The following is a 20894-nucleotide window of genomic DNA, read 5'->3' on the forward strand; positions in this document are numbered from 1 at the left end:
TCTAATTAAACTTAGCTTTTTTGCTTCCTGAATAAATTTCATATTTAACTAATCTAGACTCTAGTTTTGCGTTAAATAATTTAATTTTTCTTGAAGGTCTTAAACCTACATGTTTTAAAGCCTCTAAATTAGAAGTTATAAACCAAGCATCTGTATTTGGATAATTTTGTTTTAAGGTATCTCCTATTTGCTTGTAAAACTGCTCCATTTGTATATCTAAACGCTCGCCATAAGGAGGATTAAATACCATGTGTAATTTTTGTGCTTCTCCTGGTCGTTGCGTTTTAAAGAAATCTTCATGCTTAATCGTTATAAACTCATCTAAATGTGCATTTTTAATATTTTCTTTGGCTTTATGCACTGCACTTGGTGACTTATCGTAACCAATAATTTTATAATGAAAATCTCTAGTCTTTTTTAATAAAGACTCTTCTATTTTTTCAAATAACTCTACATCCCAATCTTCCCAACGCTCAAAAGCAAACTCTTTTCGCATTAAATTTGGTGGAATATTACAAGCTATCATAGCTGCTTCGGCTAACATCGTACCACTACCACACATTGGATCCATAAAATCACTTTGTCCATCCCAACCAGATAACAGAATTAAACCTGCTGCTAGTACTTCGTTTATAGGTGCAATATTGGTAGCTAATTTATAACCACGTCTGTGTAACGACTCACCAGAGCTATCTAAAGAAATTGTGCAAACAGAGCGATCTATATGTACGTTAATTTTTAAATCAGGAAAACGCAAATCTACATTTGGTCTTACACCACCATTATCTCTAAATCGGTCAACAATAGCATCTTTTGTTTTTAAAGCAATAAACTTTGAGTGTGTAAAATGTTTAGAATGTACTGTAGCATCTATTGCTAAACTACCTGTAGCTTTTAAGTATTTTTCCCATTTAATATTATACACTTGTTTGTATAAATCGTCTTCATTAGATACTCTAAACGTTTTTATTGGTTTTAAGATTTTTATAGCTGTACGTAAACCCAAGTTGGCTTTATACATAAATCCTTTATCACCAACAAAAGATACGTTACGTACACCTGCTTTAACATCTTGTGCGCCAAGTTGTTTTAACTCTTTTACTAATAAATTTTCAAAACCAAATAAGGTTTTGGCTACCATGTTGAAATTTTCTTCCATTATAAACGTCTAATACTTTGCAAAAATAGAGTATTTTTGCCGGAAACATAACCATTGTTGATAAATGGGTTAAGGATTGAGCAATTTGTTTGAGCTCCTTGAAAAGAGCGAGTTGCGAAAGCCTGATAAACTGTAGCTTAAGCGAAAGTTTAAACCCCAAAATTAATTTTATGACAAATAGTACTAAAAAATGGTATGCCTCTTGGTTTGACACTCCATTTTATCATATACTTTACAAGGACCGCGATTATGCCGAAGCGGAAACTTTTATGACCAATTTAACCAACTATCTAAATTTACCAGAGCAAGCAAAGGTGTTAGATTTAGCTTGTGGTAAAGGCAGACATAGTATCTTTTTAAATACACTTGGCTACAATGTTGTTGGTGCAGATTTATCTGAAAATAGTATTGCATTTGCCAAACAGTTTGAAAATGAAACTTTACATTTTGATGTACATAATATGTGTAAGCCTTACGGCGAAACTTTTGACGCTGTGTTTAATCTATTTACTAGTTTTGGTTATTTTGAAAATGAAAGCGATAACTTATCTACTATAAAAGCCATTAAAGCTAATTTAAATGAATCTGGTTTTGGTGTTATTGATTTTATGAACACCAACTACGTAATTAATAATTTGGTTAAAAAAAATACTAAAACTGTTGATGGTATTGATTTTTTACAAGAACGTCGTGTTGAAAACGGTTACATTATTAAAGATATTTCTTTTACTTTTGAAGATGAAGATTACCACTTTCAAGAACGTGTAAAAGCCTTTACTCTTAATGATTTTGAAAAATTATTTGAAAAAGCTGGTGTGTATTTATTAGACGTATTTGGAGATTATAAGCTAAATAAATTTGATGCTAAAAACTCTGAAAGATTAATCATGATTTTTAAATAATCTAAACACGACCGCTAAGTCTTCTTTATGTTAAATATTATATTACCCATATTAAGTGTTGTTTTAGGGTTTTTAATTGTATTAATTTTTAAACCTAAAAAATCAACTAACCTCAAGTTATTATTAGCTTTTAGTGGTGCTTTTTTATTATCTATTACCGTTTTCAACTTTTTACCAGAAGTATACCATCATAACCATGATAAGCCTATTGGTTTATTTATTATGGCTGGTATTTTGCTACAAATTGTTTTAGAATTTTTCTCTAAAGGTGCAGAACACGGACATGTACACATCCATAAAGATAGAGTTAATTTTCCTTGGTTGTTATTTGTTAGCTTAAGTATGCATAGCGTTTTAGAAGGTATACCTATCCATGCGCACGAGCAATTATTATATGGTGTTATTATTCATAAATTACCCGTTGCTATCATTTTAAGTTCGTTTTTTATTAGCTCTAAAATTAGTAATCCAAAAATCTTTTTGTTTTTAGTTTTGTTTGCTATTATGACGCCATTAGGTACATTTTTATCAGAAAATTTTGAGTTTTTCACCACTTACTTTTATGAAATTTCAGCTTTAGTTATTGGTATCTTTTTACACATTAGTACCACAATTTTATTTGAAAGTAATGAAGGACATAAATTTAATATCGTTAAATTAAGCACCATTGTTTTAGCAATTATTATTGCTTATTTTGTCTAAAAATCAACTATAATTATGTTTTCTAAAGAAGAATCAAGGCAATTAAAACAAGAATTTTGGACCAGTTTTGGTAAATCTTTTCCTAGAAAGTGGATTTTATACAACACCAAACTTAAAGGTGTTAGCTTTAAATTTCATTTTGACAATAAAAAAGCTTTAGTTGCATTAGATCTTGAAGACAGCTTAGAACATCGTATTAAATATTGGGAAAAACTGGTAGCACTTCAATCTATTTTAAAAGACGAATTTTTACCAGAAGCCATTTACGAAGAAGAATTTTTTTTAGAAAATGGTAAAGAAATCTCTCGTATCTATGTGCTTTTAGAGCAGAAAGTATCTATTCACAACAAAAATACTTGGCAAGAAGTTATGGTATTTTTTAATGAAACTATGTCGCTATTTGAAGCCTTCTTTTTAGAGTATAAGGATATTATTGATGGGTAATTTTAATCAATAACCTAATATTAAGAAAAGTTTAATAAGCCACACAAAACCTTATTAGTACTTTTATAACATGAAAATAAGCGCAACTAATAAAATAATATCATGGTTATCTGTAGTTAGCCTTGCTTTTTTATTATTAGTATCGCCGTGTAAGGTTCGTAATTTTTTTCAAGTAGAACTTGGTTTACCTCAAACTGAAGTATCTAACAAAAACAAATCTACTTTTAGCAACTACAGTTGTAACAATTTAGAGGTTAACGTTATAAAACTTTCAACATCAAAAAGTAATTCGCAACAGATTGCAATACTTCCTGATGCATTCAATTATAACTTCGTATTAGTTGAAAATAAAAGCGTAAACACACAACTTCAAGCAGCACAAACTACTTCTACTGCTCCTCTTCCACTTTATATTTTATACCAAAATTTTAAAGATTATCTGTAATTATTTATAACATAAAACACGTTAAATCGTGAAACATAGATAATAACTCACAGATAATAAAAATGAATAAAATAAATTTTAAAAATGATGCTGGGCTAATGGCTTTAGCATTACGACTTGTTGTAGGTTGGACCTACTTCTCTGCTTTATGGAGGCGAACTGTTTTAGCCGAAAAATTGGATCCAGAATTAGCTGGATATATTGGTGTAAAATTCAATCACTTTTTACCACATGCCTTAGGCATAAAACCTATTATTAAATATCTAGTTGAAAATCCAGATGCACTATGGATAAATATGGTTGTATTTACCATAATTGAAGGTATTGTTGGATTATTTATCATGTTTGGTCTATTTACAAGATTGATGAGTATTGGTGTCTTTAGTTTAGCTTTAGGTATTCTTTTAGCATCAGGTTGGATAGGTACAACTTGTCTAGACGAATGGCAAATAGGTATTTTAGGTATAGCCACAGGTTTTGTACTATTTTTAACTGGTAGTGGCAAATATGCGCTAGACAATTACTTGTTAAACAAGAATATATCTTTTACCAAAAAGAAGTGGTTTAATTGGCTAGGGTCTGGTAACATTCCTATTAAAAATAATAACTTCTCTAAAGTTGTTTTAATTGGATCTATATTTATTTTTGGTTTAACATTAGCTACCAATCAAATCTTTCATGGTGGATTATGGGGAACACTTCATAATAAATCTATAAAACCTAAAGTTGAAATTACAGAAGGATTATTTAACCATAATACAATTAGTTTTGATGTATTTAGAACTGAAGGTGTTGATGTTTATGGCGCTTGGATTATTAAGTTAGAACTATTAGATAATCAAAACCAAAAAATATTTCAACTAGACCAAAATGCCTTATCACAACTAAATGATAAAAACATTTCTAATTACTACATAGCCAAAGTCAAACCTGGCAAACATAGCCTTATCCTACCGTTAGGCGCCAAAGCTAAATTGACTTTTGAAGATGATATTTTTACTAAACTTCCTAAAGGAAACTACACTATCAAACTAACAGATATTAGCGGTGCTTTCTGGGAATATTCTATAAAAAACAAATAGTATCATTATAATGAAAACAACGGTTTACATATTGTAAATCGTTGTTTTTAAACCACAAAAAACAATACCATAAAGAAGTGACAAATAGCACCAGCCAATACAAAAAGGTGCCATATTACATGATTATAAGGTATTTTTTCTATCGCATAAAAAACAATACCAACGGTATAAGCTAATCCGCCAGCCATTAATAATACTATTCCGTTTGCAGGCATCAGACTATTTAAAGTTGAAAAATCAAATACAATAAGCCAACCCATAACTAAATATAAGATGGTTGAAAACGCTTCAAAACGACCTGTATAAAATAGTTTAAGAATAACGCCAAAAGCTGCAATAACCCAAACAATATAAAACAGTAACCAACCTTTACTCTGCTCTAATGTAATAAGTAAAACTGGTGTATAAGTTCCTGCTATTAATAGATAAATGCTAATGTGGTCAACAATCCTGAAGTAGTGTTTCTTTTTCTCGTCTGTAAAACTATGGTACATTGTAGACGCTGTAAACAATATAATTATTGCAATACCATAAACAATCACACTAAACAGACTAAACTCGGTCTTTTTTGTTTCAAAAATGATTAATAAAATTAAGGCAACAATACCAAAAACAGCACCAATTGCATGTGTAATTGCATTAAGTTGCTCTTCAAAAGGTGTCTGTTTTCTCATTAATCTTCTGTTGATGCTGGTTTTTTATCTGCCCATTTATCGCTTAGTTCAAAATAATCAAACTCTACAGATGGCGCACGTAGTTCTAATAAGCCACTTTGTTTAGCTCTTATCAAAATGTCTTCAATGTAGAAGTCTTCTTTAACTGTTATTGGATCAAATTCGCGTTTTAAAGAGATGTCAAACATACTTGCTGTTGTATTAAACCAAAATGCTCTCCAACCACTACGTAATTCTTTAATTAAGTCAAATGTAGTTTGACCCGTTTGTCGGTGTATTAATTTGACTAAAATTTGACCTTCGGTACGCGTTAATTTTTTTAGCTCTTCAGAAAATTCTTCCTCTATATATTTTTGTACTTTTCTTGCATAACGACGTTTTTGACCCTTTTTATCTAGTGTTTTTAAACGCGCTGTTAAGGTTTCTAATCGTTCTGCAGCCAATTTTGCGTAAGGGTATACTTTAAGTGTTTTTCGTCTTAAAATATAGTACTTATATTTTTCTTCTTTACTTTTAAAATGTAGACTAGGTAGTAAAAGTATTTCATCTAAATAAATAGATTTTTGCGGTATAGAGTCGCCTTTAATTATAATAAAATCAACATCTGTAGTATCTTTAACTATTTTATCGTCTTCTTGTGCAAAAAGACAAAAAGGTAATAAAAGACTTAAAAAAAGCAATTTTTTCATAGTAGTAATACTGCTAAAACCATTCCAAATTTAGATGTTAATACAAAATTAATAATTAACACTTCACTAACTATTAAATAACTGTGAATATTGTTATTTTAGTCAAAAATTAAATTAGAAATGGCAAAAAAATCTATACTTAATAAAAAGTCGATGGACTTTTTAGAAAAATATTTAAATAATGCTGCGCCTACAGGTTACGAATGGGACGGACAAAAACTGTGGATGGATTATCTAAAACCTTATGTAGATGAATTTATCACGGATACTTATGGTACTGCAGTAGGCGTTATTAATCCAGATGCTAAATACAAAGTTGTTATAGAAGGGCATGCAGATGAAATCTCTTGGTATGTTAATTATATTTCGGATAATGGTTTAATTTACGTCATAAGAAACGGTGGTAGCGACCATCAAATAGCACCAAGTAAAATTGTTAATATCCATACCAAAAACGGTATCGTAAAAGGTGTGTTTGGTTGGCCTGCAATACACACACGTGACAAATCTAAAGAAGAAGCGCCAAAACCTGACAACATTACCATAGATATAGGTGCTAAAGACAAAGAAGAAGTCTTAAAAATGGGAGTGCACGTGGGTTGTGTAATTACTTATCCTGACGAGTTTCATATTTTAAATGGTGATAAATTTGTTTGTCGTGCTTTAGATAACCGTATGGGCGGATTTATGATTGCAGAAGTAGCTCGTTTACTAAAAGAAAACAAGAAACAATTACCGTTTGGTTTATACATTACTAACTCTGTACAAGAAGAAATTGGACTTCGTGGCGCACAAATGATTACTGAAACCATTAAACCTAATGTTGCTATTGTAACCGATGTTACACACGATACAACAACACCAATGATAGATCGTAAGAAAGAAGGTCATTTAGAAATTGGACTTGGTCCTGTTGTGGCTTATGCACCAGCAGTACAACAAAAATTACGAGATTTAATTACAGATACTGCCGAAGCTAAAAAAATCCCATTTCAACGTAGTGCCTTAAGTAGAGCTACTGGTACAGATACCGATGCTTTTGCTTACAGTAATGGCGGCGTTGCTTCAGCATTAATTTCTTTACCACTTCGTTACATGCATACTACTGTAGAAATGGTACATAAAGATGATGTAGAAAACGTAATCAAGTTAATTTACGAAACGTTACTTAAAATTGAAGACGGAGAAACATTTAGTTACTTTAAATAATAAATTCCCACGAAAGTGGGAATCTTTTTTTAATGGAAGAATACATAGACATAGTCACCAAATCAGGTAAACCAACAGGTAAATCTGCTATAAAAACCGAAATACACAAAAAAGGTTGGTATCATAATACCGTACACATTTGGTTATATACTTCTAAAGGAGAAATTTTACTACAGCAACGTGCTGCTAGTAAAGCTATTTGTCCGTTACTTTGGGACGTTAGTGTTGCCGGACATATTGATGCAGGTGAAACTATTGAAAGCGGAGCCATTAGAGAAATTAAAGAAGAAATTGGGCTTAAAATACAAGAAGACTACTTAGAAAAAATTGGTGTATTTCCGTGTTTTCAAACCTATCCAAACGGGATGATTGACAACGAATTTCACCATACATTTATAGCACAATTAAACGTTGACTTATCCAAATTAACGCCTCAAAAAGAAGAAGTTGAAGCTTTAAAATTGGTAAGCATTTCTAAATTTAAAGACTTATTAGATAATAGCGATAAAAACGGACATTTTGTATCTAGTAATTATGATTATTACATTAAAATTTTAGAAGCTATAACCCAAAAAATAAATTAAATGACTGTTATCCAACTTATCATTATGGCACTAGCACCAATTGCAACTATAGTGGCATATATTTATTTTAAAGATAAATATGAAAAAGAACCAACTAGATTACTGATAATTTCATTTTTACTAGGTGCTATTGTAAGTGTAATCATTACCACAATATTTTATATATTTTTTAATAACTTTTTACCTTTAGAAGATAAATTAAGTGTTTGGGAGCAGTTTAAACAAGCCTTTTTTGTTGTTGGCTTCTCCGAAGAGTTAAGTAAATACCTAATTGTATTGTTATTTGCACAGCGTCATAAAGAATTTAACGAGCCTTTTGATGGCATAGTCTACGCCGTTATGGTTTCTATGGGATTTGCTGCAACCGAAAACATAATGTATGTACTGCAACACGGTGCTAGCACTGCACTATTAAGGGCATTTACAGCTGTACCTGCTCACGCTACATTTGGTATTTTAATGGGATATTTTATGGGTATGGCAAAATTTAAACCTAATAAGCTTTTTCTAAACCTTTGTGGTTTGTTGTTAGCTATTGTTTTTCATGGTGCTTACGATTTCTTTTTATTTATAAATTTTATACCTGGTATTTGGGTTGGAGCATTTGTATCTCTAGCCTTAGGTCTATTCTTGTCTAGAAAAGCTATAAAACGTCACCAAAAAGGATCTTTTTTTAAAAACTAACAACTATGTCTTTTTAGCAAATAATACTTTATAACTTGGGATAAAAAATGGATTTATCAGTATCTTTACAAGTAATTAAATACAAATAAAACAATGAATATATCCTACAAAGTTAAAGTTAATAACAACTCCGAATTTGAGGTAACTTCCCAAGATATTTCAGCATTAGATAGCGTTAAGGTTAACAATCAATCTTACCATATCCTTGACAACAACACATCTTATAAAGCTGAAATTTTAGCATCTAACTTCAATAAAAAATCCTATACCGTTAATATTAACAATAATAATTACACGGTAAATATCGAAAACGATTTAGATCAACTAATAAAATCTTTAGGTTTTGAAATTGGTGCTTCTAAAAAAGTAAACGAAATTAAAGCGCCAATGCCTGGTCTTATTTTAGACGTCATGGTAAAACCTGGTGACGAAGTTTCAGTAGATACACCACTTTTAATCCTTGAAGCCATGAAAATGGAAAACAGTATCCTATCGCCTCGTGAAGGTATTATAAAATCTGTATCAGGCGGAAAAGGTACTACTGTAGATAAAGGCGAATTATTAATTGAATTTGAATAAAATGAAAAAAATATTAGTCGCCAACCGTGGCGAAATCGCAATAAGAGTCATGAAAACTGCCCAAAAAATGGGTATTAAAACAGTTGCAGTCTACTCTACTGCAGATCGTAATGCACCTCATGTAAAATTTGCTGATGAAGCAGTTTTAATTGGTGAAGCTCCTTCTAACCAATCTTATTTATTAGGCGAAAAAATTATAGAAGTTGCAAAACAACTTAACGTAGACGGAATACATCCTGGTTATGGATTTTTAAGTGAAAATGCAGACTTTGCAGAGCTTTGCGAAGCTAACAACGTTACTTTTATTGGTCCAAAATCATACGCCATTAAAGTAATGGGTAGCAAATTAGCAGCTAAAGATGCTGTTAAAGCCTACGATATACCAATGGTACCTGGTACTGACCAGGCTATTACAGATATTTCTGAAGCTAAAAAAATAGCACAAGGTATTGGCTTTCCTATCCTAATCAAAGCATCTGCTGGTGGTGGCGGTAAAGGTATGCGTATTGTAGAAAAAGAAGCCGATTTTGAATCACAGATGAATCGTGCCATTAGTGAAGCGGTTAACGCGTTTGGTGATGGATCTGTGTTTATTGAAAAATATGTAGCCTCTCCAAGACATATCGAAATTCAAGTAATGGCAGATACACACGGTAATGTCATTCACCTTTTTGAACGCGAATGTAGCATACAACGTCGTCATCAAAAAGTAGTAGAAGAAGCACCAAGTGCTGTATTAACTCCTGAGTTAAGAGAAAGAATGGGACAAGCTGCTATTAAAGTAGCCAAAGCTTGCGACTATGTTGGTGCCGGTACAGTCGAGTTTTTATTAGATGATCAACATAACTTTTATTTCTTAGAGATGAATACCAGATTACAGGTAGAACATCCTGTAAGCGAAATTATTGCTGGTGTAGATTTAGTAGCACTTCAAATACAAGTTGCTCGTGGTGAAGTGCTTCCTATAAAACAAGAAGATTTAAAAATAAATGGTCACGCTTTAGAGCTTCGAGTATATGCTGAAGATCCTTTAAACGACTTCTTACCTAGCGTTGGTCACTTAGAGCAATACCAAATTCCTGTTGGTGATGGTATTCGTGTAGATAACGGTTTTGAAGAAGGTATGGACATTCCTATTTATTATGATCCAATGTTAGCCAAATTAATTACTTATGGTAAAACTCGTGAAGAAGCCATTCAACTAATGCTAAAAGCTATTTCAGAATATAAAGTAAAAGGGATAGAAACCACTTTACCTTTTGGTGCATTTGTTTGTCAACATGAAGCGTTTACCTCTGGAAACTTTGATACACACTTCGTAAAAAAATACTATTCGCCAGAAGCCTTACAGCAACAAACAGAAAAAGAAGCTAAAATAGCCGCTTTAATTGCTGTAAAACAGTATTTAGAAGATCAAAAACAATTAAGAGTACCAACTAATTAATATGAGTTTTATGTCATTTTGCACGCTTGTGCTAAGCGCAGTCAAAGTAAGATATGGTATCTAATAATTAAAAATAGATGCTGCATCGTAGCGCAGAATGACAAAAAAAGATAAAATTTCAATTATGGAATCTAAAATAAAAGAATTAAACGAAAAACTTGAACTTGCCAAATTAGGAGGTGGACAAGTAAGAATAGATAAACAACACGAAAAGAAAAAACTAACCGCTAGAGAACGTATCGAGTACTTAATGGACGAAGGTTCTTTTGAAGAAATCGGTGCTTTAGTCACACATCGTACGGTAGATTTTGGCATGCAAAACCAAAAGTTTTATGGTGATGGTGTCGTAACTGGTTACGGTACAATAGATGGACGTCTTGTCTATGTATTTGCACAAGACTTTACTGTTTTTGGTGGTGCGTTATCAGAAACACATGCCGAAAAGATTTGTAAAATCATGGATATGGCACTTAAGGTTGGTGCACCATTTATCGGTCTTAACGATTCTGGTGGCGCACGTATCCAAGAAGGTGTTAGATCGCTTGGTGGTTATGCAGATATTTTTCATCGTAATGTAAAAGCATCTGGTGTTATACCGCAAATTTCAGCAATTATGGGACCATGTGCTGGTGGTGCAGTATACTCTCCTGCAATGACCGACTTTACCATGATGGTAGAAGATACAAGTTACATGTTTGTAACAGGTCCAAACGTTGTAAAAACGGTTACTAACGAAACCGTTACTAGTGAAGAATTAGGTGGCGCAAGTACACACAGTACAAAATCTGGTGTAGCACATACAACTTCTGCAAATGATGTTGAATGTTTAGAAGATGTTAAACGTCTACTAAGTTATTTACCACAAAGCAACTTAGAAAAACCAAGAGATCTTCCTTATGATTTAGGTGAAGAAACTCGCGAACAATTAATGAATATTATACCAGATCATGCTAGTAAACCTTACGACATGCATGAGGTAATTAACGGTATTATTGATGAAGATTCCTTTTTTGAAATTCATAAAGATTTTGCCGAAAATATCATTGTTGGTTTTGCTCGTATTGGTGGAAAAAGCGTTGGTATTGTAGCCAATCAACCTTTATTTTTAGCAGGAGTTTTAGATGTAGATAGTTCGCGTAAAGCAGCTCGTTTTACTCGTTTTTGTGACGCCTTTAATATTCCTTTATTAGTGTTAGTAGATGTCCCTGGTTTCTTACCTGGTACCGATCAAGAATGGAATGCAATTATTGTACATGGTGCAAAATTACTGTATGCATTAAGTGAAGCAACTGTGCCAAAAGTAACGGTTATTACGCGTAAAGCTTATGGTGGCGCTTATGATGTAATGAATTCTAAGCATATTGGTGCCGATTTAAATTACGCTTGGCCAAGTGCCGAAATTGCTGTAATGGGTGCAAAAGGTGCTAGTGAAATTATCTTTAGAAAAGAAATTAAAGCAGCCGATAATCCTGAAGAAAAACTGTTAGAAAAAGAAGCAGAATATGCAGATTTATTTGCTAATCCCTATAAAGCTGCAGAACGCGGATTTATAGACGAAGTGATTTTACCAAAAGATACCAGACGTAAATTAATTAAAGCGTTTACCATGTTGGAAGACAAAGAAGAAGTATTACCTAATAGAAAACATGGTAATATTCCTTTATAAAACTAAAAAATCCCGATGTAAAACATCGGGATTTTTTTTATAACACTTAATTGTAAATTGATAGACTAAGCTTCACAGCTAGCACAATCTTTCTTTTGTTTAAATTTTTGTGCAGCATTCATACTATGCTGGTAGTAAAGCGATTTTAATCCTAATTTCCATGCTGTAACATGTATTTTATTAATCTCTTTTACTGGCATATCTGGATGAATAATAATATTAACAGACTGTCCTTGATCAATATGATTTTGACGGTTTGCTGCTTGATAAATAATATCCATTTGGTCTATTTCAGAATAAGTTTTAAATACATCTTTTTCTAATTCTGATAAGAAATCTAAATGCTGTACAGATCCGTCGTTATCTCTAATACTTCTCCATACTTCGGTTGTATTTTTACCTTTAGATTCTAATAAATCTTCTAAATAAGAGTTTTTAATAGTGGTTTTAATCTTAGCGATATCTTTTACATAAATATTTGACCAAATTGGCTCAATACCTTGTGATACTTGACCTAAGATAAATGCAGAAGATGTTGTTGGTGCTACCGCATTTAAGGTTGCATTACGTCTTCCGTAACCTTTTAATACTTTTGGTTCTCCAAATTTTTCTGCTAACTCTTCTGAAGCTTTGTAAGATTTATCTTTAATTACTTTAAAGATCTCACTGTTTAAACTAAAAGCTTCTTGACTGTTAAATGGTAACATTTTAGATTGTAATAACGAGTGCCATCCTAATACACCTAAACCTAAAGAACGGTTTTCTTTAGCAAAGTTGTAGGCGCGCTCCATAAACATAAATGTTTGTCTGTCATCACGATTAGGAGAGTCTCTGTATACTTCTAATTTTTCAACAAATTCAGTAATAACTGCATCTAAGAAGTATACCATAGTTTCTACTGCATCTGTATCTTTCCATTTATCATAGTGTAACACATTTACAGAAGATAATACACATACAAAAGACCAGTCGTCATTAGATGGTAACATAATTTCTGTACATAAGTTACTTGCATAGATTGGTAACTTTTTGTCTTGATAGACATCTGCTGCATTGTTATTAGCATTATCTGTAAAGAAAATATAAGGATAACCCATTTCACCTCTACGCTGTAATACTTTTGCCCAAATGCTACGTTTGTCTACATCACCATCTATCATTTCCTGCATCCATTGATTGGTAACAGTAACACCATGTGTTAGTTCTTGTATTGGGTTACCTTCGGTACCAATTTCTAAAAACTCATGAATATCAGAATGCTCTATTGGTAAGTAAGGCGAAAAACGTCCGCGTCTTACAGATCCTTGGCTTACGACGTCTACCATAGATTCAAATAATTGCATGATATGAACAGCTCCAGATGCGTATCCGTTATTTTTTACTTCAGAACCACGATGTCTTATTTTTCCAAAGTATCCAGACGTACCACCGCCTAGTTTTGACATCATACCAACTTCAGATTGAGAGAAAAGAATGTTACCCATATCGTCATCTACATGAGATCCAAAACAACTAATTGGTAATCCGCGTTCTTTTCCGAAGTTAGACCAAACTGGTGATGCTAAAGAAAAGTAACCTTCTGACATATAGTTATAAAACTTATCAGAATAACCAGGTATCTGCAATATTTGTTCTGCTCTATCGGCAATTTCTCTTATACGCGCTTCGGCGCTTACGCCATCGGTCAAATATCCTGCTGCTAAAAATTGTCTACTATGATCGGTTAGCCATTCAAATCCGCCTGTTCCAGCAGTATTGATTTGGTGTAACGATTTTTTTCTAGCATCAATTAATGGATTTGTTTCCGTTTGCTTTATTTGGTTTGGGGCTTGCTCTGTTTTGTTGTTGTCTTGATCTGTCATCTAAAAAAGGTCGTCACTTGTTATACTTTGGGTTCTTTTACTGTAGTTTATAGAGCGTTTCACGAAGAAATCGCCGTGTTTGGTTCCGATAATTTCATCATCAAACCATTCTGTTTCTGCTAATAATTTTTGATCTACATCAAAAACTTTTTCAATACCAATACTTTCTAAGGAATTATTAAATCTGTTTTTTATAAACTCGTTAATAACTGCTTTTGGTAAGAAATCAATTTCTCCTTTTTCAAAAATCCAATCCACAATCTTACTTTCAGACTCAAAAGATTCTAAGCACATGTCTTTAATCATCTGTTGGTAAGCATCATCAAACCATTCTGGATTTTCGTCTTTTATAATTTTTATAATATCAATACCAAAATCTCCATGGATTTGCTCTTCTTTAGAAGTTGCTTCTACCACATTAGATATTCCTTTTAATACGTTTTTATGCTTGTTAAACGCCATGATTATTAAAAACTGCGAGAATAAAGACACGTGTTCTATAAATAATGAAAACAACAAAATGGACTCTGCATACTCTTGGTTGTCTTCACTTTTTGCATTTTTAAGCGCCGTTTCTAAGTACTGCACACGCTTCATAATCACTGGTTTTTTCTTAAGTGTTTTAAACTCGTTGTTTAAACCTAAGATTTCTAATAAGTGTGAATACGCATCATGATGTCTTACTTCACTTTCTGCAAATGTTGCGCCTACCGATCCGATTTCTGGTTTTGGCATACGATGGTAAATATCTCCCCAAAACGATTTTACTGCAACTTCTATTTGAGAAATGGCTAACATGGTATTTTTTATCGCGCTACGTTCTACATCAGATAATCCTGCTTTAAAATCTTGGATATCACTTGTAAAATTAAACTCGGTATGGATCCAATATGAGTGTCTTATTGCTGGGACATATTCATACAATGCTGGATACTCATAAGGTTTTAAATTAATACGCTTTTCAAAGATGTTACTTTTACGTTTTCTTGCCTGCTCGTCTCTATATAATATGTAGGCTTTTGCTACGTCTAAAAAGTGACTTTCCATCAGTGCATTTTCTACTGCATCTTGTACAGCCTCAACGGTTGGGATGTACTTTGGGTCATTTTCTTTGTGTTTTAAAAGGCTGGTTTCTACAAGTTTAGATACGTGCTCAGCATCTTCTAAGCTCCCGTGTTCTAATGCTGTCATCGCTTTAAGGACAGCGTTGGTTATTTTACTGAGCTGAAAAGGTACAGTCGTAAAATCCCTCTTGATAATGTGATTAATTTGCATAATGGTAATTGATTTTTTTTGTCTTAAAAGGATTATAAAATTGCGATTTTATTTCGAGCGTATTCAAAAAATACCATTTAGTTTTTCCACATAATTATCAACAATTGGTTATCCCTTACTATTACTGAAATGATAAAAATTTACTGTTAATTTTTTGTGAAAAAAACTTAAAAACCGAAGTTTTTATCGGTGAATTTTAAGAGTAATAAAACGCTAAATAGATCATTTTTGACTTTTGAAGTTGAAATAATTTACGCTGTTTTGCTTAGCTTGTTTTTTAAAAATTAACATTCTATTATCATTATAAAATATGACACCTTTTAAGCATTAGCTAATTTTGCAAGATGCAAAACTCTAACCCTGCTTTTAAGAATGAATTTGTAGCATTAATGGCATCTTTAATGTCTATTGTTGCACTAACCATAGATGCATTATTACCTGCTTTACCTAACATTGCCGAAGATTTAAACATTACAGATCCTAATAGTACACAATGGTTAATTACCATGATATTTTTAGGGATTGGTTTTGGGCAGTTAATATTTGGACCGTTGTCTGATAGTTACGGTCGTAAGCCTATTGTTTACATAGGCTTTTTTATTTTTATTATTTCTAGTATTATCTGTGTTACTACAAAAAACTTCGAGATGATGTTGTTTGCTAGAGTATTACAAGGTGTTGGGTTGTCTGCGCCAAGAACAATATCTATTGCTATGGTTAGAGACTCTTTTAGTGGCGATTTTATGGCAAAACTGCTATCTGTAATTGTTATGTTTTTTATTCTGGTACCTGTTATAGCTCCTACTTTTGGCCAAATACTATTAGAATGGTTTGATTGGCGTGCTATTTTTAATGCTAATCTTATATTTGGATCTGTTGTTATGTTATGGTTTTGGAAACGTCAACCAGAAACATTAGATAAAAGTAAACGTATTAAATTTTCTCCTAGCATTTTTATTACTGGCACAAAGGAGTTTTTTAAACACAAAGAAGCGGTAGCTTTTACACTAACTTCTGGTTTTATTACTGGATCTTTTATGGTGTATTTAAGTACTTCACAACAGATTTATCAAGATCAATATAATTTAGGCGAATTGTTTCCTTACTTTTTTGCTAGTACTGCGTTGTCTATTGGGTTATCTACCTTTACTAATAGTAGATTGGTTATGCGTTTTGGATCACGTAATATTGCTTTTTATGCTACTGTTGCCTACTTTTTAATCTCTATTTTATATGTCATCTTATTTATATCTGGAAACAACCCAAGTATTGGAGTTTTAATTTCTTTTTTCTTAATTCAGTTTTTTGCTGTTGGGTTTATTTTTGGTAATTACCGTTCTTTAGCAATGGAGCCTTTAGGGCATATTGCCGGTATTGGTGCAGCAATTAACGGGTTTATATCTACAGTTATGGCGGTACCAATTGCTAATTACATTGGTAGCTTTGTACACACATCTGTACTTCCTTTATTTATAGGGTTTTCTGTATTTGGTTTACTATCGTTAATAACCTTTTATGTTCTAAAATACAGTACACAAAGAAAATTAGCTTAATAAATTTATAACAATATTTTCTACTGAAGAAATTATATACTGCACACCTATTGATATAACAATAAAACCAATAATTCTTGATAAAGCATTAATACCAGACGCGCCTAAAAACTTTACTATAAAATGTGCACTTTTAAGTATTAAATATATTGCAATGGTAACAAGTAGTACTGCAGATAGGATTATTAAAACGTCTTTAGTTAATGTATACTCTTGATTGTAGGTTATTAATAAAGATATTGTTCCTGGTCCTGCTAACATTGGTATTGCTAAAGGCGTTAAGCTTATAGCGTCTCTATTATGTATATCTTCTTGTACACGTTTGCGCTTCATACCTTTATGCTCTCTAAATTTACCTGTCAACAAAGCAAAACCTGAAGAGGTTATAATTAATCCACCTGCTATTTTTAGTGCATTTAATGTAATCCCAAAAAACGATAATATATATTGTCCTGCAAAAAAGGATAAAAACAGAATAATTAATACATCTAAAGCAGTCCAAAACGCAATTTTAGCTCGTTCTTTTTTAGAGTGTTCTTGCGTTAATCCCACAAAAACAGGCACTGTCCCTAAGGGATTAATAATAGAGAATAAAGCGCCAAAAGCAATTAAAAATAAGTCCATTGTTTTTTCTGCAAATTCACTCTATTTTTTAATGGCTTAAGTTATCTTAAACTTAAATCATCTTTAAAAGTAGATTAACTACAAAAAACCACAATACAGTTTTAAAAACCTAAAAACAAACAAGTTAAACCCGTTTTTACAATTACTTAACTTAGTAACAGTAGCGTAAAATTTAATTAATCTAAGCATTAATTTAAGTTAACTTATAAAGAATAATGTCAGATTAGTTTTGTTCAAAATCAAATTTTAAACAACCTTAAAATGAACACATTTAAACAACTATTTTTACAATTTAGCTTAGTAGCTGCTGTTGGAAGCTCTTTCTTTGCATGTGATGGCGAAGATGGATTAAACGGTCAAGACGGACAAGATGGTCAATACTTTACGCCTACAGAAACCATTTTTTCTAACAAATCTTCTTTAAACCCGTTAGTAAATATTAACCCTAATTTTAGTAACGTAAATGCTTACTCTTTAATTAGCTCTACAGACGTATTATCTAACGGTTTCCGTTTAGTTGGCGCACAAGATGGTGCTGGATTTTTAAAAGATGGAGACGAATATATTTATGTTGTTAATGCAGAAGATGATTATAGTGTATCTAGAATTCGTTTTGATCAATACATGAATCCTATACAAGGTGAATGGTTACTTAACGCTGGTGTTGCAGATTATGCAAGACAATGCTCTGGTACTATGTGGGAAGCAGCTGTACATGGTGGATCTCAAGATTTATTCTTATCGGCATCAGAAAGTATTTCTTATGACGTGAAAGGTATTGACCCTTGGATTGAAACTCCTACGCCTACTGCAGATTTTGGATTAGATGCTTTAGGTGAATTTTCTTGGGAAAATGCTGTACCATTACCTCAAAATACTTATGCTGGTAAAACAGTAATTATTGGTGGTGATGATGACTCTAGCGGATCTGAAGGTCAGGTAACCATGTACTTATCAGAAAACGGTGATGCAGATTTAGATAATGGTAAAATTTACGTTTTAAGATTTAAGCAAATTTCTAACGGATCTGGTGGCGTACAAGACGTAGCTTCTAACACTGTATATAACGAAGGTGACTTAGATTTTGGTATGACTTACGATGTAGAGTTTGTAGAAATTGTTAATGGTGCTAACTTAACTAAAAACGAAATGGAAACGGCTTGTTCTAAGGTATACGCCTCTCAATTTATGCGTGTAGAAGATGTAGACTACCAAAAAGGAAGTGATGATAACGGACGTAACGTATACTTTGCTGTTACAGGTCGTGGTCCAGGACAAGGAACTTACAACGATTGGGGAACCGTTTATAAATTACAATTAGACGCAGACAACCCTTTACAAGGTCAATTAACACAAATTGTTAGCGGTAATACAGATACTAACAATATGGATGGAAATTTATCTACCCTACAAAGTCCTGATAACATTTGTGTTACAGAAAACTATGTATATATTCAAGAAGATCCAAACTCTTTTAGCCGTAACCATGCTGCAAGAATCTACCAAACAGATTTAAATGGTAGCAACCCATTAGCTGTATTAGATTTAAAAATTGAAGCTAATTTAGAACCTAACGGAAGCGATGCATTTTCTGGTGAATTTGGTGCACTAATTGACATTTCTGATAAAATAGGAGAACCAGATACTTTTTTACTTAATCTACAACCACATTACTGGAAAAGCAGTGATTTTGTATCTAATAACTTACCACATAACCAAGGTGGTCAAATTGTGTTGTTAAAAGGATTACCAAGATAAATTATCCCTTTATTTTAATCCTAAATGAATCTTCACGTCTTGTGAAGATTCATTTTTATTATTTATATCATTTTAGATGAAAACACTTATTCAACTTTCTATTCTTACCACTACTCTACTTTTTATTGCTTGTAAACAGAAAAGCAATAGCGCAACTACAGCAATGAAAACTGTAGATGTTATTACATGGCAAAAAGCTCAAACGTATTACATCCAACATATGGATAAAGCCATAAACTATCTTGACAGCTTAAAACAAGCTGGTGTTAATGGTACAAAATCTAAGTACTATTTTGCTAAAGCAAGAGAAGCTTTTAAAATTGCCGAACCTTTTGCGTCTTACCTTAATCCAGAAGTTGGTCATCGTACCAACGGTCCTGCTTTACCTGTTTATAAAGAAGACACTGGTAAAATATTATATCCTATCGGTCTTCAAAAAATTGAAGAAAGTGTATACGAACAAGACATTACAGACAAAGACTTTAATCAAGAAATTAAAATCACACAAGGATTAATGCTAGTTTTAAAAGGCGATATGACCAAACATCAACTTACACCTCAACGCTTTTTTAGAGCTACACATCAGCAGTTATTTAGACTAATTAGTTTAGCTATTTCTGGTTTTGATACACCTGTTAGTCATCTAGGCATTAAAGAAACAGCAACATCTTTAAATAGCTTATATAAGGTGTATGAGTTTACCCTTCAACCTAGTATTATAAAAAAAGATGCACTTTTAGATCAACAATTTAAAAACAACATCAAAAACGCAATACAGTACGTTGAAAACAACACCAATTTTGACACATTTGATCGTTTTACTTTTACAAGAGATTACCTTAATCCTATTACTACGCAATGGGTAAATATTCGTAAAACTGCAGATATTTGGGAACCAACAACTACAGATCCTTTCAATTTTGATGCTCCTACTTTTTTTGAAAATAACAGTTTTAATCTTAATCATTTTACTGATGTTAATAATCGTAATCCTTCTAAAGCTCAAATTGACTTAGGTAAAAAGTTGTTTTTTGATCCTAACCTATCGGCTAATCACAATATGGCTTGCGTAACTTGTCATTCACCAAATAAAGGATATGCAGACGGATTGACAACTAGTCTTAATAACAATGGTAAACCTTTAAATCGTAATACACCAACCTTAATTAATAGTGCTTTTCAGCGTAGCTTTTTTTGGGATGGACGCTCAGAAACGATGATAGAACAAATAGCTTCTGTGTTTTTAAACGAAAAGGAATTTAATACCAATGTGCATCAGTTTTCAGAAGATATCCTTAAAGATTCCTCTTACATAAAAGCATTTAAAGCTGCTTATGGAAAAATTCCGAAGAAAAATACAGAGGTTATTAAAGCGCTTTCATCTTACATTTCAACTTTAAATAGTTTTAACTCTAGATTTGATCAAAATATTAGAGGAGAAATTAATGATTTTATTGCCTTTAAAGCCGGATTTAATAACACAAGTTATTTTAACAGACAGTTTAAAAAAATGGAAATGATGACACCTGCTCAGTTTAAAAAATCGGTAAATAAATAAT

20 protein-coding genes are annotated in these 20894 nt (G+C 32.2%); 14 read left to right on the forward strand and 6 right to left on the reverse strand.

Going from position 1 to position 20894, the window contains the following annotated elements; translation table 11 throughout:
• Window position 1: 1 nt before the first annotated feature.
• The gene (locus tag WA340_RS11740; RefSeq protein WP_336129200.1) at window positions 2-1159 is read right to left on the reverse strand and encodes a THUMP domain-containing class I SAM-dependent RNA methyltransferase; all 1158 of its coding nucleotides are present in this window, start codon (window positions 1157-1159) and stop codon (window positions 2-4) included.
• Between the two features lie 170 nt (window positions 1160-1329).
• Between WA340_RS11740 and WA340_RS11745 the strand changes: the two genes are divergently transcribed.
• The 5 genes from WA340_RS11745 to WA340_RS11765 all read left to right on the forward strand — a co-directional run bounded on the left by WA340_RS11745 (window position 1330) and on the right by WA340_RS11765 (window position 4734).
• Complete coding sequence (locus WA340_RS11745) at window positions 1330-2061, forward strand: class I SAM-dependent methyltransferase (RefSeq protein ID WP_336129201.1); 732 nt, start codon at window positions 1330-1332, stop codon at window positions 2059-2061.
• Between the two features lie 27 nt (window positions 2062-2088).
• Window positions 2089-2763, forward strand: a complete 675-nt coding sequence (locus WA340_RS11750) for a ZIP family metal transporter (protein ID WP_336129202.1) — start codon at window positions 2089-2091, stop codon at window positions 2761-2763.
• 15 nt (window positions 2764-2778) lie between these two features.
• On the forward strand, window positions 2779-3207 hold the full coding sequence (locus WA340_RS11755) for a DUF4268 domain-containing protein (RefSeq protein ID WP_336129203.1): 429 nt from the start codon (window positions 2779-2781) through the stop codon (window positions 3205-3207).
• Window positions 3208-3277: 70 nt separating this feature from the next.
• A complete protein-coding gene (locus tag WA340_RS11760; RefSeq protein WP_336129204.1) occupies window positions 3278-3652 on the forward strand; it encodes a hypothetical protein in 375 nt (124 codons plus the stop codon).
• 62 nt (window positions 3653-3714) lie between these two features.
• Window positions 3715-4734, forward strand: a complete 1020-nt coding sequence (locus WA340_RS11765; RefSeq protein WP_336129205.1) for a TQO small subunit DoxD — start codon at window positions 3715-3717, stop codon at window positions 4732-4734.
• Window positions 4735-4781: 47 nt separating this feature from the next.
• Here the strand turns inward: WA340_RS11765 and trhA are convergent, their stop codons facing one another.
• Together trhA and WA340_RS11775 are read right to left on the reverse strand one after the other, a co-directional pair.
• Window positions 4782-5408: a PAQR family membrane homeostasis protein TrhA gene (trhA, locus tag WA340_RS11770; RefSeq protein ID WP_336129206.1), complete on the reverse strand. Its 627-nt coding sequence runs from the start codon at window positions 5406-5408 to the stop codon at window positions 4782-4784.
• Window positions 5408-6097: a DUF4294 domain-containing protein gene (locus WA340_RS11775; RefSeq protein ID WP_336129207.1), complete on the reverse strand. Its 690-nt coding sequence runs from the start codon at window positions 6095-6097 to the stop codon at window positions 5408-5410. Before WA340_RS11775 ends, trhA begins: the two co-directional genes overlap by 1 nt.
• A gap of 120 nt (window positions 6098-6217) precedes the next feature.
• Here WA340_RS11775 and WA340_RS11780 point away from each other — a divergent pair, with 120 nt between their 5' ends.
• From WA340_RS11780 to WA340_RS11805, 6 genes are all read left to right on the forward strand, one after another.
• Window positions 6218-7306, forward strand: coding sequence for a M42 family metallopeptidase (locus WA340_RS11780; protein WP_336129208.1), 1089 nt, complete (start codon window positions 6218-6220; stop codon window positions 7304-7306).
• Window positions 7307-7338: 32 nt separating this feature from the next.
• Window positions 7339-7890 carry an NUDIX hydrolase gene (locus WA340_RS11785; protein ID WP_336129209.1) on the forward strand — a complete coding sequence of 184 codons (552 nt, stop codon included), beginning with the start codon at window positions 7339-7341 and terminating at the stop codon, window positions 7888-7890.
• A complete protein-coding gene (locus tag WA340_RS11790; protein ID WP_221184984.1) occupies window positions 7891-8574 on the forward strand; it encodes a PrsW family intramembrane metalloprotease in 684 nt (227 codons plus the stop codon).
• A gap of 93 nt (window positions 8575-8667) precedes the next feature.
• Window positions 8668-9153 carry an acetyl-CoA carboxylase biotin carboxyl carrier protein subunit gene (locus WA340_RS11795; RefSeq protein WP_106678413.1) on the forward strand — a complete coding sequence of 162 codons (486 nt, stop codon included), beginning with the start codon at window positions 8668-8670 and terminating at the stop codon, window positions 9151-9153.
• Window position 9154: 1 nt separating this feature from the next.
• On the forward strand, window positions 9155-10597 hold the full coding sequence (accC, locus tag WA340_RS11800; RefSeq protein WP_336129210.1) for an acetyl-CoA carboxylase biotin carboxylase subunit: 1443 nt from the start codon (window positions 9155-9157) through the stop codon (window positions 10595-10597).
• Window positions 10598-10721: 124 nt separating this feature from the next.
• Window positions 10722-12263, forward strand: a complete 1542-nt coding sequence (locus WA340_RS11805) for an acyl-CoA carboxylase subunit beta (protein ID WP_304142885.1) — start codon at window positions 10722-10724, stop codon at window positions 12261-12263.
• A 65-nt stretch (window positions 12264-12328) separates the two neighbouring features.
• On the opposite strand, the gene WA340_RS11810 is transcribed toward WA340_RS11805, so the two are convergent.
• Window positions 12329-14125 carry a ribonucleoside-diphosphate reductase subunit alpha gene (locus tag WA340_RS11810; protein WP_336129211.1) on the reverse strand — a complete coding sequence of 599 codons (1797 nt, stop codon included), beginning with the start codon at window positions 14123-14125 and terminating at the stop codon, window positions 12329-12331.
• Window positions 14126-15400: a ribonucleotide-diphosphate reductase subunit beta gene (locus WA340_RS11815; RefSeq protein ID WP_336129212.1), complete on the reverse strand. Its 1275-nt coding sequence runs from the start codon at window positions 15398-15400 to the stop codon at window positions 14126-14128.
• 344 nt (window positions 15401-15744) lie between these two features.
• Between WA340_RS11815 and WA340_RS11820 the strand changes: the two genes are divergently transcribed.
• On the forward strand, window positions 15745-16953 hold the full coding sequence (locus WA340_RS11820) for a multidrug effflux MFS transporter (protein ID WP_106678419.1): 1209 nt from the start codon (window positions 15745-15747) through the stop codon (window positions 16951-16953).
• Here WA340_RS11820 and WA340_RS11825 read toward each other — a convergent pair.
• Window positions 16945-17577, reverse strand: coding sequence for a MarC family NAAT transporter (locus WA340_RS11825; RefSeq protein WP_106678421.1), 633 nt, complete (start codon window positions 17575-17577; stop codon window positions 16945-16947). The genes WA340_RS11820 and WA340_RS11825 overlap by 9 nt on opposite strands.
• A gap of 261 nt (window positions 17578-17838) precedes the next feature.
• On the opposite strand from WA340_RS11825, the gene WA340_RS11830 reads away from it, so the two are divergent.
• Both WA340_RS11830 and WA340_RS11835 read left to right on the forward strand, forming a co-directional pair.
• The gene (locus WA340_RS11830) at window positions 17839-19335 is read left to right on the forward strand and encodes a hypothetical protein (protein WP_336129214.1); all 1497 of its coding nucleotides are present in this window, start codon (window positions 17839-17841) and stop codon (window positions 19333-19335) included.
• 76 nt (window positions 19336-19411) lie between these two features.
• The gene (locus WA340_RS11835) at window positions 19412-20893 is read left to right on the forward strand and encodes a cytochrome c peroxidase (protein ID WP_336129215.1); all 1482 of its coding nucleotides are present in this window, start codon (window positions 19412-19414) and stop codon (window positions 20891-20893) included.
• Window position 20894 lies beyond the last annotated feature (1 nt).

This window comes from Mesoflavibacter sp. CH_XMU1422-2, from assembly GCF_037029245.1.
GTDB classification, from domain to species: Bacteria; Bacteroidota; Bacteroidia; order Flavobacteriales; family Flavobacteriaceae; genus Mesoflavibacter; species Mesoflavibacter zeaxanthinifaciens.